Source organism: Clostridioides sp. LIBA-7678, assembly GCF_056716065.1.
Window position 1 is genome coordinate 665,413 of sequence record NZ_CP196987.1, and the last position, 17,472, is coordinate 682,884.

At 28.0% G+C, this 17,472-nt stretch carries 19 protein-coding genes and 1 pseudogene; 8 read left to right on the forward strand and 12 right to left on the reverse strand.

The genetic code is table 11. From position 1 onward, the window contains the following. Positions 1 to 66: 66 nt before the first annotated feature. The 10 genes from ACTG46_RS03385 to ACTG46_RS03430 all read right to left on the reverse strand — a co-directional run bounded on the left by ACTG46_RS03385 (position 67) and on the right by ACTG46_RS03430 (position 7,887). Positions 67 to 2,187 (reverse strand): FtsX-like permease family protein, encoded by a 2,121-nt coding sequence (locus tag ACTG46_RS03385; protein WP_479923611.1) that lies wholly within the window; start codon positions 2,185 to 2,187, stop codon positions 67 to 69. Beyond that, positions 2,177 to 2,929 carry an ABC transporter ATP-binding protein gene (locus ACTG46_RS03390; protein ID WP_479923612.1) on the reverse strand — a complete coding sequence of 251 codons (753 nt, stop codon included), beginning with the start codon at positions 2,927 to 2,929 and terminating at the stop codon, positions 2,177 to 2,179. Before ACTG46_RS03390 ends, ACTG46_RS03385 begins: the two co-directional genes overlap by 11 nt. Before the next feature lie 565 nt (positions 2,930 to 3,494). Further along, positions 3,495 to 3,671: a hypothetical protein gene (locus ACTG46_RS03395; protein WP_054269136.1), complete on the reverse strand. Its 177-nt coding sequence runs from the start codon at positions 3,669 to 3,671 to the stop codon at positions 3,495 to 3,497. 95 nt (positions 3,672 to 3,766) lie between these two features. Beyond that, a complete protein-coding gene (locus ACTG46_RS03400) occupies positions 3,767 to 4,348 on the reverse strand; it encodes a TetR/AcrR family transcriptional regulator (RefSeq protein ID WP_479923613.1) in 582 nt (193 codons plus the stop codon). Between the two features lie 94 nt (positions 4,349 to 4,442). Then, complete coding sequence (locus tag ACTG46_RS03405; protein WP_054275873.1) at positions 4,443 to 5,267, reverse strand: MerR family transcriptional regulator; 825 nt, start codon at positions 5,265 to 5,267, stop codon at positions 4,443 to 4,445. Positions 5,268 to 5,343: 76 nt separating this feature from the next. Beyond that, a complete protein-coding gene (locus tag ACTG46_RS03410; RefSeq protein WP_479923614.1) occupies positions 5,344 to 6,243 on the reverse strand; it encodes a CPBP family intramembrane glutamic endopeptidase in 900 nt (299 codons plus the stop codon). Positions 6,244 to 6,492: 249 nt separating this feature from the next. Then, the gene (locus ACTG46_RS03415) at positions 6,493 to 6,930 is read right to left on the reverse strand and encodes a LytTR family DNA-binding domain-containing protein (protein WP_054269140.1); all 438 of its coding nucleotides are present in this window, start codon (positions 6,928 to 6,930) and stop codon (positions 6,493 to 6,495) included. A 256-nt stretch (positions 6,931 to 7,186) separates the two neighbouring features. Beyond that, positions 7,187 to 7,336, reverse strand: coding sequence for a YvrJ family protein (locus tag ACTG46_RS03420; RefSeq protein ID WP_054269141.1), 150 nt, complete (start codon positions 7,334 to 7,336; stop codon positions 7,187 to 7,189). Between the two features lie 12 nt (positions 7,337 to 7,348). Further along, entirely contained in the window at positions 7,349 to 7,579 is a 231-nt protein-coding gene (locus ACTG46_RS03425) for a DUF2922 domain-containing protein (protein ID WP_054269142.1), read from the reverse strand. Between the two features lie 86 nt (positions 7,580 to 7,665). After that, entirely contained in the window at positions 7,666 to 7,887 is a 222-nt protein-coding gene (locus tag ACTG46_RS03430; protein ID WP_054269143.1) for a DUF1659 domain-containing protein, read from the reverse strand. 703 nt (positions 7,888 to 8,590) lie between these two features. On the opposite strand from ACTG46_RS03430, the gene ACTG46_RS03435 reads away from it, so the two are divergent. The 7 genes and pseudogenes from ACTG46_RS03435 to ACTG46_RS03465 all read left to right on the forward strand — a co-directional run bounded on the left by ACTG46_RS03435 (position 8,591) and on the right by ACTG46_RS03465 (position 13,905). Continuing rightward, a complete protein-coding gene (locus ACTG46_RS03435; RefSeq protein ID WP_054269144.1) occupies positions 8,591 to 8,848 on the forward strand; it encodes a Mor transcription activator family protein in 258 nt (85 codons plus the stop codon). Positions 8,849 to 9,290: 442 nt separating this feature from the next. Further along, positions 9,291 to 10,529: a conserved phage C-terminal domain-containing protein gene (locus tag ACTG46_RS03440; RefSeq protein ID WP_479923615.1), complete on the forward strand. Its 1,239-nt coding sequence runs from the start codon at positions 9,291 to 9,293 to the stop codon at positions 10,527 to 10,529. A 283-nt stretch (positions 10,530 to 10,812) separates the two neighbouring features. Continuing rightward, on the forward strand, positions 10,813 to 12,111 hold the full coding sequence (locus ACTG46_RS03445) for a replicative DNA helicase (RefSeq protein WP_479923616.1): 1,299 nt from the start codon (positions 10,813 to 10,815) through the stop codon (positions 12,109 to 12,111). Between the two features lie 75 nt (positions 12,112 to 12,186). Beyond that, on the forward strand, positions 12,187 to 12,462 hold the full coding sequence (locus ACTG46_RS03450; RefSeq protein WP_167640313.1) for a Mor transcription activator family protein: 276 nt from the start codon (positions 12,187 to 12,189) through the stop codon (positions 12,460 to 12,462). Between the two features lie 638 nt (positions 12,463 to 13,100). Beyond that, on the forward strand, positions 13,101 to 13,331 hold the full coding sequence (locus tag ACTG46_RS03455; protein ID WP_074179103.1) for an ATP-binding protein: 231 nt from the start codon (positions 13,101 to 13,103) through the stop codon (positions 13,329 to 13,331). Further along, a pseudogene (locus tag ACTG46_RS03460) lies at positions 13,324 to 13,512 on the forward strand (4Fe-4S binding protein); the annotation flags it as partial. The gene ACTG46_RS03455 and the pseudogene ACTG46_RS03460, both read left to right, overlap by 8 nt. A gap of 171 nt (positions 13,513 to 13,683) precedes the next feature. Beyond that, positions 13,684 to 13,905, forward strand: coding sequence for a hypothetical protein (locus ACTG46_RS03465; protein ID WP_479924056.1), 222 nt, complete (start codon positions 13,684 to 13,686; stop codon positions 13,903 to 13,905). A gap of 410 nt (positions 13,906 to 14,315) precedes the next feature. On the opposite strand, the gene ACTG46_RS03470 is transcribed toward ACTG46_RS03465, so the two are convergent. Both ACTG46_RS03470 and ACTG46_RS03475 read right to left on the reverse strand, forming a co-directional pair. After that, positions 14,316 to 14,993: a Crp/Fnr family transcriptional regulator gene (locus ACTG46_RS03470; RefSeq protein ID WP_167640311.1), complete on the reverse strand. Its 678-nt coding sequence runs from the start codon at positions 14,991 to 14,993 to the stop codon at positions 14,316 to 14,318. A 430-nt stretch (positions 14,994 to 15,423) separates the two neighbouring features. Continuing rightward, positions 15,424 to 16,788, reverse strand: a complete 1,365-nt coding sequence (locus ACTG46_RS03475; protein WP_479923617.1) for an MATE family efflux transporter — start codon at positions 16,786 to 16,788, stop codon at positions 15,424 to 15,426. Positions 16,789 to 16,913: 125 nt separating this feature from the next. Here ACTG46_RS03475 and ACTG46_RS03480 point away from each other — a divergent pair, with 125 nt between their 5' ends. Next, positions 16,914 to 17,438, forward strand: a complete 525-nt coding sequence (locus ACTG46_RS03480) for a PadR family transcriptional regulator (RefSeq protein WP_074179107.1) — start codon at positions 16,914 to 16,916, stop codon at positions 17,436 to 17,438. Positions 17,439 to 17,472: the final 34 nt, after the last annotated feature.

A 17,472-nucleotide genomic window follows, 5' to 3' on the forward strand; every position in this document is an offset into this window, starting at 1 on the left:
TATATCAGTATAGATGATACCTAAAACTATTTTATTAAACTTATTTTAAGATTCCAGTGGTTTTTCTTACTTTGAAATCCCAATAATATTTTTGAATTTCTTATAAGTTAACAGATATACAAGGTACATATAGATACCACAAATCCCTATAAGACCTAAGTTTATCAAAAGAGCATGCACCTCGCTGTTGACAATTCTACTATCATTGTTAATCATAATCATAAAATTAAATAGATAGATTACAAAACTTCCTACAATAAGAGGGTATGAAAATACTTTCTTTAATTGATTTTTAATACAGAATTTTATATAGTCGTTATTAGCTCCTAATCGACTTAAGTCCATAAAAACTTGCTTATGATTCATAGCTATAGTGACACCTCTTGTATATGCAATGATTCCAACTGCTGCGAAACAGATGATTGCCACATATATAAATAACATCAAAAAGACTGCCATATTTTTTATCATATCTTGGCTTTGTAAAATTTTAAAGTTGGGATAGTATTTCCAATTAAGGTACAGTTGATTATTGTCTGGTTCTAGCTTTAGAGGCCCTTCTCCACTTGTATATCTCTCATCCATAAAATACTTTTCTCCAGTTGATTCATAACGTTTTTTTACATACTCATCATAACCAGTAAACATACCCAGTTCTTTAGATGTTCTTTTTATAATCTCTGCCTTTAAATCATTAGCAAAAGCATAAGTATCTTTAGAATTATCTACATTAAATAGTACAGAATTATTGTAATTTTTTATAGATAAATCTTTAGTAAATGCTTTATAATCATTTTCATTAAGAACATAAACATTCATACTTTTGTTTTGAAAAAAAGAGCCATTAAAGATTAGATTTCCAGCATGTCTAAAAGGCATTTCTTTTTCTGTTACTGGACTTGATATAAATTTGGTATAATCGTAGTCTTGATTTTCATTCTCTTTATTTACAACAGCAAGATATTCACCATTTTTTATATTTATTGGTTTTCCAATTAATTTAGAAAAATCTTTAGAATTAAAGAACATGTCATAGGAACTTTTTTTCAGGTATACATTGTCAATAGTTCCATTTTTATGACGTGTTGACTCCACACCATCAACAATCAATTCAATAGAAGGAAGTTCCATATAGTTGTGAATATCTATATTGTATTTATCTGCTAATTGTTCAATATCTTTTTTTGATACCTGTTTATCTCTTTGATTGTAGGTAAAAGTGTAATCGATAGGGTTGTTTTTAATATTATCATAAATTCCTGTGACCATATTAGGAATATAGAATATAGCAAATAATGCTCCTGCAATTAAAAACGAAATAACACACATATTTTTTACTGTCTGTCTTCCCATAAATCTCATCATACTAGTTGATATGATATTTTTGTAGTATTTTTCAGGATGTTTTCCTCTTTTTGCATGTACTACTATATATGTCATAACCATGTAGATTCCAATAGCAGAGAATAGGTAGGTAATACTCCATATAGATGGTAATACATAATTTAATTTATCTATAACTATTGAAGGTACAATATAACCTAAAATAATACCTAGTATAACAAAAATCATGCCTAATATACCATACCATTCCTTTACATCCTGTATTGGTTCAGATATTCTCTGGTCATTTAGTATATCAATTATATTTGTACGATTGATAAATCTTGATGAAAGCATAAATATACAAAATGTAACAAATATACAGAATATAAATCCATATATGAATCCTTGAGTCCCAAAATGATATGTCATTTCTCTAGTGTCAATAATCACTAATTGGAATATCTTCCAGATTCCAAAAGACACAGGTACACTCAATAAAATACCTAAAAAACAGCATATTATAGAAATCAACAATATTTCTGAGAATAAAAGTTTTTTTAATTTTTTCTTATCTGCTCCTAGAGCCATGAAAATACCAATTTCTTTACTTTTAAATTTTAAAAATAGGGAAGAAGCATATGTAGTAAAGACAGCACATCCTAATATAGCAACTGAGAATATCATTGTAGCTTGTTTTCTACTATCTCCACCAGTTGGGAGGATATTTTGTACTGTTGGGCTAAAATAAATTAGAGCATATGAAGTAACTAATACTACAGAAAGTATTATACAAAAGAATAGGGTAGTATAGTTCTTCCAATTGTAGGCTCGAAGTTTTCCATATAACTTATTAATTGTCATCTTGAGCGCCTCCCATTTCTTTTAAAAGTGCTAGTAATTCATCTAGAAATTCACGTCTTGAATTTGATTTTACAACCTCCTTATAAACTGTTCCATCTTTAAGGACAATAACACGGTCACAGAAGCTTGCTGCAAAGCTATCGTGTGTAACCATAAGTATAGTAGCATCTAACTCCTGTTTTGCTTTTAGAAACGAATCAATAACTGTACGACAAGACTTACTATCAAGGTTACCAGTTGGCTCATCTGCTAATATTAAGTCAGGGTTGTTCATAAGTGCTCTCGCTACTGCTGTACGTTGCTTTTCTCCACCAGATATTTCAGCGGGGTATTTTTTTCTAATATGTTCAATACTGAATAGTTCGCATAGACTAATGGCACGGTTTTCCATTTGCAAGACTTGACCACCTTTGATAATTTGTGGAACACATATATTTTCAAAGACGCTAAGACCATCAAATAGCATGAAGTCCTGGAATACAAATCCTAATTGCTGGTTTCTAACTTCAGAAAGTTCTTTTTCTTGTAAATTTTTTATATTATTGTTTCCAAGAGTTATTTCGCCATCGTCAATTGGAATAAAGCATGAGATACAATTTAGGAGAGTGGTTTTTCCACTTCCTGATGAACCCATAATTGCTACAAATTCACCTTTGCTGATTTCAAAAGAAATATTTTTTAATACTGGATATGTTTTATTACCTGTTTTGTATGATTTACATAAGTGGTTTACTTTAAGCATATATACCATCCTCGCTTTCATTTATCTTGTAAGTCAATGATAGCATTTTAAAGGGGTAGAGAAATACCAGCCCTATTGTAAGAATTGGATGTTTTTTTGTAATACTTGAAAATGTATTATTGATTATGCAAAATTCTATGAAGTAGGAACTATGTGATTTCAGTCATGGTAGGTTCAAAGTGTTAGAGGTAGTATAGTTTATGGTTATGTTGAGTAGCGATAGTGAGAAAGTTTATAAGTGTGTTTATAGGTATCAATTATCATGGTAGAGTAAGATAATATATTGAGAAAAGGGGTCATGGAGTAGTGAAGTAGTATTTAGAAAAGATTTTAAAAAATATAAATGTTATAGAATTGGAAAGGGATACTATAGTATTAAACGAAATAAATTGCTAAAAAATTTAAAGTTTGGTGTTAAAAATATAAAAGTACTACTAATATAAAAATCATAATGAGCCTATAGAAAATATAAATAGAGATTTAAAAATATCCTAAAAAGCGATAGAAACACTTTTAAGATAGTCAAATAATCTCCATATCATCGTAAATTATTATAATAAAGACATTAATTTCTTACCAAAAAAGATACTACAATCAACAATGAAAAAACAATTGAAAGTATCGAAAAAGTAAAGTGAGAATTTGAGTCATTATTACGGTTATTAAGTTTTATCCATAAACCACATATAATTGTGAACAATAATAAAATTGCTGATATTACTCCTATAAATGTAAAAAACATTAAAACTCCCTCCCTATTTAATGTAAATATCTTTTAGTCAATGAGAATATTTTCAACCATTACCAGGGCTATACAGCAAAAAAGCTAATATATCATTATTTTATAGTATCTACTAGAAGTAAATCTAACTGAAAATCTATTAGACTATTCCTTTGTTCAACATTCATAATATCAATACCACTATACTTAAAAAAAGCATCAGAACGAAGGATAAGCAACTGAATAAATGAAGTTATTTGATAAGCAATAGTTCTGTATTCAGCCTCAGTTTTTTTATTGTTCTGATTTTCATAATGAGCTTTAACTAAAGGAAGTATCTCAAATGGATAAATAATTTCCTCTTGTACCAATATGTAGGGTACAGAAACTCTTATAAATTGACTATGTGCGTCTATAAATTCAAAAAATGCAATTATTATTTCTCGTAACTGCTGTTTAGGCACTAAATCTTTAATATCATGTGAGGCTTTATACTCATCCATATGACACTTTAAAAACTTTTTAATAGCAGTATTAACTAATGCTTCTTTAGATTTAAAACAATAGTTAATCATAGCTAAATTGACATTTGCCTTAGCTACAATTTCTCTAGCTGTAATGCTTGAAATATCTTTATGCGAAGATAATAACTGGATTGTGGCATTAATTAGCTGTTCTTTTGTAGAATCTGTTCTCATAATTTTCCCCTTAAAAATTTCCCTATAAAAAAATTAAACGTGTTTAATACACGTTTAGATACTATCATGAAAATTTTGGGATGTCAATGGGTGCTTAGACCTTTATAAGGGGGATTTGAACTTCTGTAAGATAATTCTCAGGATTTGATTCATTATGCTCACCTTTATGACCAAGCTGTCTATTTACACCTGACATCTTATAATCACTATTCTTATCCAACCAATAACAAAAGGATTCATATGCACCAGCTATATTTTCATATGGTCCATATACCATGGTGCATGCCATTATATCAACTTCTTCTGTCTCGCGATATGTAAATTTGGACTTATTCTTTCCAAACTTCTTTACAACCATTCCAACCTCAACATCTACGCCATTACCTGTAAGCTCTTCATCATGATAAAACGCTATATTATTGTTGGATTGACGTGATACTTCTATATGTTCCTCATTAATAAAATCAGATAACTTTTTCCAGAGGATACCTTCATAGAAGTAGTCTGGTATTATTTCTCTAAGAGATATGATTTTATAACTTGGAATTTTCTTAAAGACAACATTATGACGAATCTCATCTTTATCACATTTTAAGGCTTCTATAAATTTATCAATTTTATTTATTCTCTGTTTCTCTTGTTGTATTTCCTTTTGTATTTCATTCTTTTTTCGATTTAATTCCTGAATTACAAATTCATCATCCCAGTTATGTAATATATTTGATATTTCTGCAACACTAAACTTTGAATCTCTTAATAAGACGATTTTTTGCAAAGTTGAAATCTGTTCAACTGAGTATAGGCGATAACCTGTATATTTATCTATTTCTGCTGGTTTTAAAATACCAAGTTCATCATAATAACGTAACATACGAATAGATATCTGTGTCAATTTTGAAACTTCTCCAATTTTAAACATGAAAATGCGACCTCCTTTTCACTTATAATCAGTATATATTTTGTTTTTATATACTTCAAGCATTTAGGAAAATACGTTAAGGTTGCAAATCTAGCTCAAATTCAAAATCATTTGACTTTATCTGTTCAATTTCAGAATCTACTTTTTGTTTAAATTTATTAGAATAAAGTATGTATACAACAAATACTAGTCCAAATACTATTTGTACATATTGAGATATTACACATAATTTAATAGAGTATTGAGATAACAATTGGATATTAAAAAAATTGTACATCATATGGACAAATCCAGCTGCTAAAATGCTTCTATTGGTATTTATATATACAAAATTAATTATAAAGGTTAAAAGTACAATGTTTGGTATAAATAAAACTGCATTAAATAAAGAATATTGTGCTAGATTATAGGGCATTTGACCAAAAGTAAAATAAGACCCTATATACCAAATTCCACAAATAATTCCTAAAATAATTGAAGAAGTTGTAAATCCAAATCTTACTAAGAGTTTGTCAATACAGTATCCTCTCCATCCTGCTTCTTGACTAAGTATACTTAATATAAAACTTGATAATAGCATGAATGCAATTTTAGAAGGCTCATATATTGCCATATGCATCAAATTTATATTAGAAGTTTTCTCATTAAAATGATTACCTATTATTAAAGAAACTATAAAGATTGAGGCAAAGAATAGTATTGTAAATAATGGCCATTTTATGCCCATTTCTTTAAAGCTAAAAGCTCTATAAGAAAAATCTTTTTTTGCATCATTTGGATATATGGTAGAGATAAAAAATAGACCTACAATAGCTGGCGATGTATATCCAAGATAAAAAATAAGTTCTCCAAGTATAGTACCAGTAATCCCGAGCAGTACAGGTGTAAGACTGAATATCCAATTTAATAGTAAAGTAAATGTAAAAAAATAGCTTAAGTGTTTATTTGTATTAAAAGGGGTATTATATATTTGCATCTTTTCATTATCCTTTCATTTTATAAGAGTGTTTTAATTTGTATTAGTTGATTTTTTTATACTAAGATATAATCTAGTAGCAACTCTCAGTTATGATAATATATTATTTCTTATATTTTTGCTAATTGTTTCTACACTAAACATGAGTAGTTAGCATTTAACACTGACCAAATATGTTGTACTGTTTTGATTATAATATAGGTCAATAAATATAAAATTAGTTATATTAATAAAATACTTTAAGAGTTATTAAATGTTTAGCTTTTCTCTAATATTTTTTATGTAACGGCGATTAATAATAACCTTTTCATTATTTGTTAAAGTGGCTTGCATACGATTATGTGATATTATTTTTATGCTTTCTATGTAGTCCCTATTTAAAATCATGGATTTAGATATTCGTGAGAAGGACGTATTAACTAATAATTTTGATAATTTATATATCTTTAAATCAATTTCAAACACATCGTCCTCATAATAAGCAAATGTCTTGTTTCCTACTGTCTCAAAATATAAAATATCACAGACATTAAGTTTATAAATCTCTCCTGATTTTTTCCCTTTTATATCAAGTAGTGGTGTACTTAATAATGAAATTATTTTCTCTATGTTATTATCTAAGGTAGAGCATTTTATAGTTATCTCAATATCGTCGCAATTAGTAGCTTGTTCGACATGTATTTTCATTAATCATCACCTCATTTTATTACTGTCATTAGAATAGCATTATATCTTATTGAGTCCAACTAGATGCGTTCTGAATTTCAAATTAAGTATAGTGAAATTCAAAAATAAAATAGTGAAATTCAAATTTGAGGTGGCAAAATTCAAAAAAATACTATAGATATTTGGATTATTTTTCCAAATATCATAGTATTTTTCATAGAATATATCTAATTATCTTACAAATGGACCTATTTTATGATTTTATATATTGTCAAAATTATTTCTTAAATACCAAAATATTTTTGGATAGTGTATCAATACTGTTTGATAAAGTATTTAATTTACCTTCAATTCTAACCAATAAATACATGGATAGGGCTATAGGGAAACCAACATTTGTTATTAACAGCTGTAAACTATCGTCCATGAAATTAACCTCCTATTCTATAACTAAGTCATAAGGAGTGGTATTTGTTTCTACAACCTTAGCTTCAACAGCAGAAGCAAGGTCGAATCCTCCAACTGAAAAAATATTTTTAGATATTATTAAATCCATAACAGATTTTATATCTTCTTCAGTTAAGTTATCTTTTGGATTTTCTATAGAAAAAGAAACTTGCTTATCCTTTATATTTTTAAAACTCATGACTAATTTTTTCTTAATCTCCATACAGTTACCTCCGTTATAATAATTTATATTTTTAATTGTTACTATTAGTGGTTGATTTTAATTGTTGTTGGTATATTTAAAAGATATTATTTAGATAATGATGTACTGTCTAATTTTAAAATATCTACAATAGGGTTTTCTTGAAGCCCTGCTATTGCTTCTGCAACAGTATAAACATCATCATCTAATGCTTCTGCCTTTACGTTTGCAAATGACTTACTTTTAATAACCGCCTTACCCTTATCATCAAAACCAGCATCCAATTTTAATTTTATACTAGATAAATTTTTTGTTGAAACAACTGCCATAAAATTACCTCCTAAAAATTTAATTTCAAAGATTTGTCGACTTTCTTTGGTAACTATAATACTATCATCTAAGATAATATCGGAGTTAAACAGTAATTTCTTAAGATTATTTGTGTAAATTTTTATTGGAAAAATTTTGATGTAGGTATATTTATTTAATTTATATGTTATATTTGAAGACTTATTTTCAATATTTTTGATGTGGTATTTGTGTGTTTTTCTAGGATTTTGAGCTATTGCTGTTTGAAATTGTGTGTGTCTAAAATTAAATACTCAAAGATTGGGGAGTGTTTAAAAAATTATTAAATTTAATCTGTAAATAAAAAAGTTAAAAGTCCAATATTAACATTTTACCTTTAAACCATTAAAATCTTTATTAAAGCCAACAAAGTTATTATGTTATGAAAAATTTTATTAAGTTTATTAAAAGGAGTAAATTTTTTGTTCAGATAAATAAAGTTATTATATTAAGAAGATTTATACTGGAGCTAATGAAAGTGTCAAATTAATAAGCATTTTTTTTAGTAAATAGTGTTAATTGAGTCAATAGGGTTGATTGAAAATCAATAAAGTTAATTGATTTAATAGAACTGATTGAGTCAATAGAGCTGATTGAAAATCAATAAAGTTAATTGATTTAATAATATACTGAATAAAAACTTTGTTGAGGCTATAAAAAATATTTTAAGGGGGAATGTAGTTTATGAAAATAAAATTAGAGGATATACCAGTTCAGTTTCATGCAATGATAGAAATAGTGGGGATTGATAAATTCATAGAGATTGCTAAGTTGTATGGAGGGACAAACACCTATATACCAACATGTAAGGGCCTTTTTAGATATGCAAGAGATAGGGAGATAGTAAAACAGTTTAATGGAGTAAATTACAACGAGTTGGCTATTAAGTATAATATGTGTGTAAGTAATCTTAAGCGAATATTAAATGAAAATGGAATATAAAATATAATACAAAATGTCTCATAAAGTCTAAAGATAAAAGACAGAAAAGACATTTTGCAAAATTTTTTTAGACAAAAAAACTAAAATTACTGCTTTTTAATTTAAATACATTGTATATTCTATAAAAGAATTTGTTAGATACTGGAGATATATTGAGAATATAAAGAAAATAGTCGAAAATATTTGTTGGCTAAAAAATAGATAAAATGATACAATTGCTTGTACAAAGGGGAAAAAACAGTAAATAAGCCATATAAATAAAAAAATATAAATTAATATGACATAATATATTTGTATTTTTAAGGATATAAATAGATATTTTAAGGAATAAGTTATGTAATTAAAAAAAATATATATTTATATTTAAACTATTGTGTTATTTATATAAAAATAATAATTAACTTGTTACAAGCACTTATTAATAGAAATGGGGGAAATAGAGATGAGTAATGGATTTTACAAATTGAATTCAGCAGTATTGGGTTTTGATATAAAGAATGATATTAACAAAATAAGATTTAATCACTATATAATGAGAAAAGAAAATATACAAAGGTTTCAAGGTACTTTACCAATGGGTCAATTTTATATGACAGTGAGAAGAACTGCTACAGACTTACATCTGTCTATTTCTACTATAAGTAGGCTTGTAAGAGAGTTTTTGGATTTAGGAATAATAAGGTTGGTATCTAAAGGTGTAAAAGGTAAAAACCATTCTATATATAGTTACGTAAGTGTAGAATTTGATGGAAACTTATCTGAAAACACTCACATGGAAGGTGATGTTAATGGGGATTTAGTTGATATTGATAGTGATATAGAATTTGATTATGATGATAAAGAGGAATCCTTTAATAGTGGCGTGAATGTAGAGCTTGAGTATAAAGATAATAAGGATTTGTCTAACGATACAGAGTATAGTCGTGATAATTTCCATAGCAAAGACACTATAATTAATAAATCCATTTCTAATATTAACACTATCAAAAACTATATCAATGAATCCTTTAATATAAAAAAATCAAAAGAGAACAACTCTAATCTACTATCAAAACCAATAAATCTAAACCTTAACGATACGTACAATGACATATATAAAAGAGTTAATAATAGTATAGAAAATAATCAAGTTAAAAATGTCATAAAATCCAGCAATAGCAAAATATCCAGTGATATAGGTATCACAAGTAAAAATAATTACTTTAATCACATTCATAATATACAAAAAGAAACTAAATCTGTAACAAGTAAAAAAGAATCTTTAAATAAATTTAATAAAAAAAATATACAACAAAATATTATAAACATGCTAAACAAAAAATCAGGAAAGAATTTTAAAATCAATTCTCCAATAAGTATAAAACTTATCAATGAAAGGCTAAAGGAAGGTTATGTCTTAGAAGATTTCTACAGAGTTATTGAGGTAAAAGTAGCTAAGTGGAAGAATACCATAATGGAAATGTATATAAGACCAGAGACTTTATTTAGCTATAAATTTGAATCATATGTGAATGAAAACATATCTATAAAAAGTCAAAACAATGTTTATCAGTGTAAAGAGGGTAATAGTCATCACAACTGTAATTATGGACATTCTAACTATACAACATATGACAATAGTAGTCGTGAGAGAAAAAAACATGAGAATGTAAGGTACTGGAATCCTATATGTGAAATTTAATTAGTATAATAATGTATTCGTAGCTAATTGTCGTATTATAACTAATAATCATATTGTAACTGACAATGTATTCATAATAAACAGTGTATCACGTCATAATTAGTAATGTATCTATAACTAGCAATGTATTTTTATTCTAATAATGTATTCATAGCCAATAGTATTGTAACTAACAATATATTCATAACAAACAACATATCATAATGAATAATGTATTTATAACCGATAATGTACTTAAAAATTAAAATATAAAAAACTTATGAAGAAAGTGAGATTAATTTATATGGGTAAATCAGATGTTGAAATAGAAAAATCTATTTTAGGCACAATTCTTTTAGACAATAAATTAAACTATAAGTTAGATGAATTAAGTGAGGACATGTTTATGGAAAATACATGTCTTGAGATATTTAAAATTATGAAAGAGCTTAAAAAAGAAAACATAGTGATTGATGTAGCTACTGTAAAGTCTAGGATAGATAGAAAATCTCTAGCGATAAAAACGAGTGACTTAACTAGTCTAATCACTTGGGGACAGAATTTTGGGATTGATAGCCATATTAAGATTTTAAAAGAAAACTTAGCTAGAAGAAGTATAAATCAAAACTGTCAAAGACTTTTACAAAGTCTAAACCTTGGAGAAAATATCGACACCTGTATATACAAGTTTGAAAATAATATAAAAGAAATTTTAGACAGAGATACCCATGAAAATGATGATGTAAATAGTATTGCAGAAAAGGTACTAGATTTCTTGGAAAATGATAAAGAAGTTGGTTTTAAATTTGGAATAAAGTTACTTGATGCAACTATAGGTGGTCTTTTTAAAGGGGAACTGACTACAATAGCAGCTAAGTCTGGGGTTGGAAAGACTGCTTTGGCACTTCAAATAATGCTAAATTCAGTTAAGCAAGGAAAAAAGACTTTATTTATAAGTAGAGAGATGACTAGCGAGCAAGTGTTTATGAGAAATATATGTAGGATGACAGGTGTAAGTACAAGAAATATGAAGTCTAAAGAGATAAGTGAAAATGATTGGAAGCTTATTGTAAGTGCAATAGGCGATTTGAGTGAGAATAACTTAATTTACATAAATGACAAGATAGATACAATTAGTTCAATTAGAAAGAGGATAAGGCAGGTAAAGCCAGATTTATTAATAGTGGATTATGTGCAACTACTTACATCTCAGAAAAGTATGGATAAAAGGGAAAGAGAAGTAGCTACATTTTCTAGAGAGCTTAAAAATATGACTTTGGATTTTGATATACCAATAATTCAATTAAGTCAGTTAAATGATGAAATGAAAGATTCAAGACCTTATGGAGATAGACCCATGAGGGATAGTAAGGCTATTTACCACGATAGCAACAATGTGGTTTATATACATCAATTAAAAGGGAGTGATTATGAAAAAGCAGTTAAAGATATAGGAGAAAGTGAGGAAGCAGTTAGGGAATCAGAGTACAGGGGAATTAAGATGGTTGATTTAATCGTTGCAAAGTGTAGAGATGGACAGACCAAGCATAAGCACTTTTGCTATTTTGGGGATAAGTTGCATTTTCAGGAGCTAAAGTATTAGGTCAGTAGGATAGCTATAATAAGCTTATTGAAAGGTAAGAAACAGGAAATATAATATAAAATATGAGGTGAAAATATGCTAGAATTAGAGAAAATTATAGAATTACTTGAAGAACACAAGATAGAAGTGAGTATTCCAAAGGAGTTACATAAGTATAGTTTGCTGGAATATCTTAAGTTGTGTCAAAAAAGCGGGGGAACCTATTTTTATATTAAGACAATGGAAGGTGCTTTAAAAGATGCTAGAAATGAGCTTATGATTAAATTGTTTAATGGAAAAAATTATATGGAGTTAGCAAGAATGTTCGATATGAGTGTTATTAATGTCAGGTATATTGTAAGAAAAAAATAGAGTTGATTTGGAGAAGGCAATTTTGAGGTGTTCATAAAATATAGGTTAATGTAGTTGGGGTTAAATTGTGATTAATAGATTAAGAATGTGTATAAGTTTAAGGATATAGAGGAATCTAAGTGTGATTAATAACATGATTTTGTGAATAAAGTTGGAGTTATACTTGGGTTAAATGTCTGGCTAACAAGGTAAAACTGTGTATAAGATTATGAGTATGTAAAGGAATGAATTATAATTAGTAAGGTAAAATGGGATGTATAGTTAAGAATATGCAAGATTTTAAGGCATTAAACTATACTAATAAGGTAAATGTGCGTGTGTAGTTAAAGTTTGTATAAGAGTATGATGTGTGATTAATAAAGAAATATGTGTATAAAATTACGAGCATAGACAGGTCTAAGCTGTGAATAATAGAGTAGGAATGTGTATAAAGTTATAAGTAATAGATAGGTGAGATTGTGAGTAATAGAGTAAAAATGTGTGTAAGGTTAGAAACTAATAGATAGGTTTGTGATTAATTAAATTTCTTCCCTAGATAGAGTACAATTTTAATATTGATATTTTATGTGATTAAGTCACAGATAAAAAGCAAATATATTGATATAATTCTTATAGATTAATAATATAGGGAGGTTATTATGTCTAACAAAAAAAAGAAGTATGCAAATATTTTAGAAAATGAGTGCGTAGCTTGTGGAAGCTGTATAAAAGTATGCCCAAGAGGGGCAATCTCAGTTCCACAGGGTATTAGTGCAAAAATTGATAGAGATTTATGTGTTGGATGTGGTATTTGTGAAAAGATATGTCCAGCATCTGTGATTGAGATTATAACAATATTAAAAGAGGAAGAAGGTAAGTGTCATGAATAATAAAAAACATTGGTATGACTATTTATGGATTTTTTCCTCAATATATTTAATATTAGGATTTGTAAATATTATTTTTGCTTGGATTGGATTAATTTGCTTCTTTGTACCACTAATTATTTCTATTATCAAGGGGAATAAGGCCTATTGTAATAAGTATTGTGGAAGAGGGCAACTGTTTAATCTGCTTGGAAATAAATTAAATCTGTCAAGAAATAAAGATATTCCGAGATTTATTAGAAGTAAGTGGTTTAGATATGGGTTTTTGACGTTTTTTATGGTGATGTTTATTAATATGCTTTTCTCAACTTATTTAGTATTTGAAGGGAGTAGAAGTCTTAAAGAGGTAGTGACTTTGCTATGGACTATAAAAATGCCTTGGCAGTGGGCGTATCATGGAACTTTAGTTTCACCTTGGGTGGTACAGTTTGCTTTTGGTTTTTATAGTGTTATGCTTACATCGACTGTACTTGGATTGATTACAATGGTATTGTTTAAGCCTCGTTCATGGTGTGTTTATTGTCCTATGGGGACTATGACTCAGATGATATGTAAGGCAAAGAGTAAATCTGTATAGAAAGAGGTTTTGTGCAGATTTAAATATCAGTGAAAAAGACCTTGAAAATATTGAGGTAGATTTTGAATAATGTTATGAAGATAATAAGTTATATCATTTAGGGAAGATGGTTTAGTCTATGATATTGCAAGTGAAAGAATAAAAAAATGAATAAGAGACTTGGTTGCAAGTAAGTTTGTATGAACTTAGAATTACTTGCAACTAAGCATGTTTATATTTATGTTAAAATGTACAATAATTATTTAAATATATTATTTAGCAATTATTAGAAATTAGGATGGGAAAGTTTCTAGTATATACAACTATTAAGTAGATATAACTAATACCACATAGAAATACTTTTTATATTGAAAGTATTTTAAAATCAATTATTAATTCTTTATGACATTCTAAAAAAGAATCTCTTGTACTTATAATGTCAAAGAACGAAGCTTATCCTTATCCAATACTTTTATCCCACCACGAGATAAAGACACAATACCTTCCCTAGCAAAATATTTTAACATTCTAGACACAACTTCTCTGGCACTACCCATGTACTTAGCAATTTGCTCATGAGTCATCTTTATAGTAGTACTGTTATCCTTAGCTATTTCATCAATTAAAAAAGATGCCAAACGCTTATCAAAACTCATAAAAAGAATTTGTTGCATTGCCCACATAACATCAGAAAAACGTTCAGTAGCTAATTTATATGAAAATAATTCTACATGGATATTTTCAGTAGACAACTTTGAAAAAACAGAGGAACTAATCTGTATAATATCACAATCCGTTTCAGCATTTACATATACATCAAAAGTTATTGTTTTCAGAATACATGAAGCTGATAAGATACATACATCACCATTATCAAGGCGGAAGAGTGTAACCTCACGACCTTCATCTGAAAGTATGTAAGTACGTATTGTTCCAGTTTTTATGATTAAAACACCAATACAGTCACTATCGCCACAGTGTATGGGATTTCCTTTTTTATAATGGGAGATATCTGCTGAGGCAATTAGTAGCTCTTTTTGTGGGTCAGTGAGTTTATCCCAAAAAGGCAAACTGTGTGTAAGTATATCAATATCATTTTGTGAAATCATATAAGCGCTCCTTTCTTAAAATCTTATAATCCCATGATACAAGTGAATTAATAAAATAACAAGTAGTTTATTAGTAGGATTGTTTAAGTGGATATTAATAGTATGATTTGTGTAGAAAAAATATGATAATACCTATATTCTTGCCTATTAATGAGTAAATTATATAAAGGAGAGTATTAATATATTTATAGATTGCAGTTATTATATGAAGTGATAAATACATGAGTTTAGGTATATCTAGTAAGCTAAAAGAACTATTTGATAGTGTACTTACTGTATAATTCTTTGAGCTTACGAAAGATATACAATAGTTTTATTTATTGAATAAAAATATATATGAAGAATCTACACGATAACTATTTGATAAAAGGACATATATGAAGAATCTATACAATAGATATTAAAAATAGATTTAAAATATATATATATTTTAAAAGATAGAGTTTGTTTTTAAAAGTTTAAGCTCTTTATGTAGCTTGATTGCCATGAAACCTGCAATTATTGCAGCCACCAAATCAGCTATTGGCTGTGCATATAAAATACCATTTAATCCATAAAATACAGGAAGAATCAAAATTGTAGGAATAAAACACACACCCTGTCTACACATACCTAAAAATCCACCTTCCTTTGCTTTTCCTAGTGCAAGGAATAATGTAGAATACACTGTATAAAAACCAAATAACATAAATGAAAGTCCATTTGCTCTAAGTGACTTACTTCCACATTCAATCAATAGCATATCACCACTTGTAAATTGTGAGATTATAACCTTTGGGAAGATTATCATTACAAGACCAAGCACTACACAAAATACTGTAGTCCATAGTATGGATGTTTTTATTGCACTATGCAATCTATCGTAGTTCTTTGAACCAAAATTATAGCCAGCAATTGGTTGAAATCCTTTTATAAAGCCAAACACTATAAGACTACCTAAAGATATTATTCGTGTCACTGCACCCATACCAGCTATAGCAAAATCACCATATTTTGCAGCCTCCATATTAGTTAATGTGATAGCAAGACTAGTTAATAATTGAAATATCAAGGTAGGGATACCAATCTTTAAAATTTCTGACATGACATCTTTTGAAAAACAACATTCATTAATTCTAAAACTAAACATACTTTTCTTGCTGAAAATATATCGTATATAAACAAGTGTTGAAACTATCTGAGAGATAGCTGTTGCAATAGCAGCACCCCTTACTCCCATACCAAAAGTATAAATGAATATAGGGTCTAAAATCATATTAAGCAATGCACCTGATAACATTGCACACATACTTGTTTTAGCAGCTCCTTCACTTGTGACAATATTAGTCATAGTGACATTGAATACATTGAAAATAGAGGATACTATATAAATACTTGCATAAGATACTGCATAAGGCATGATACTTTTTGTAGCTCCTAATAATTTTAAAATAGGATTTAGAAAAATTATAATAACAATAATGACTAATGCACCTACTATAATGCTACTGTAAATAGATGTACTAGCTACTTTACTTGCCTTTTCATTATCACCATGACCTAAAAGTCTTGCAATGTATGAAGCAGCTCCATTTCCAAACAATAGACCTAATCCAACCACAAGCTGACCTAATGGAAATGCAACAGATATAGCACCCATCTGACTGGTTCCCAGTCCACCTACAAAGTACCCATCTACTAGATTGTACAATGCAGTTATCATCATACCTATCATAGTAGGTAACCCCATAGCTAATAATGCTTTTGGTATTGGAGCAGACCCCAATAATTCAATTTTCTTGTTACTTTCTTTCATGTTAAACACCCCTTTTCTATTGACATTAACTCTAAATTATAATACTATAAATTATAGTAAGTATGGAAAATAGTACTATAATTTATAGTATTTGTCAATAGAAAGAAAATGAGAGGAGAATTTTTATGGCTACAATAGATTTAATTGTATTAGGTATAGTAAAGCAAGAGCCTCAGAGTGCTTATGATATTCAAAAAGCAGTAGAATATAGAAAAATATCACGTTGGGTTAAAATAAGTACACCATCAATTTATAAAAAAGTAATTCAATTAGAAGAAAAGGGATATATTGAAAGTACATCTGTGAAGAAGGGTAAAATGGCAGAGAAATCAGTTTATTCATTAACTAAATTGGGAGAAGAACATTTTTTAGATTTAATGTTTGATACGGCTTCTAAGCCAATAAACATATTTTTAGATTTTAATGCTGTCATAGTAAATTTAAATAGCCTTACACCAGAAAAACAGAAACTATGCCTTAAAAACATTGAAGAAAATATACAAGAGCTAAAGAAAACTATTGAAGAAAACATAAGTATAAAGACGGATGTACCTGATATAGCAAAAGCAGTGTTGGACCAACAGTTAGTACTAGCTCAGTCACTAGAAACGTGGATAAATTCTTTAAAAGAGAGTATGGACAATAATTAGAGAGTTGGATTTAATTTATTGAATAAAATCTAGC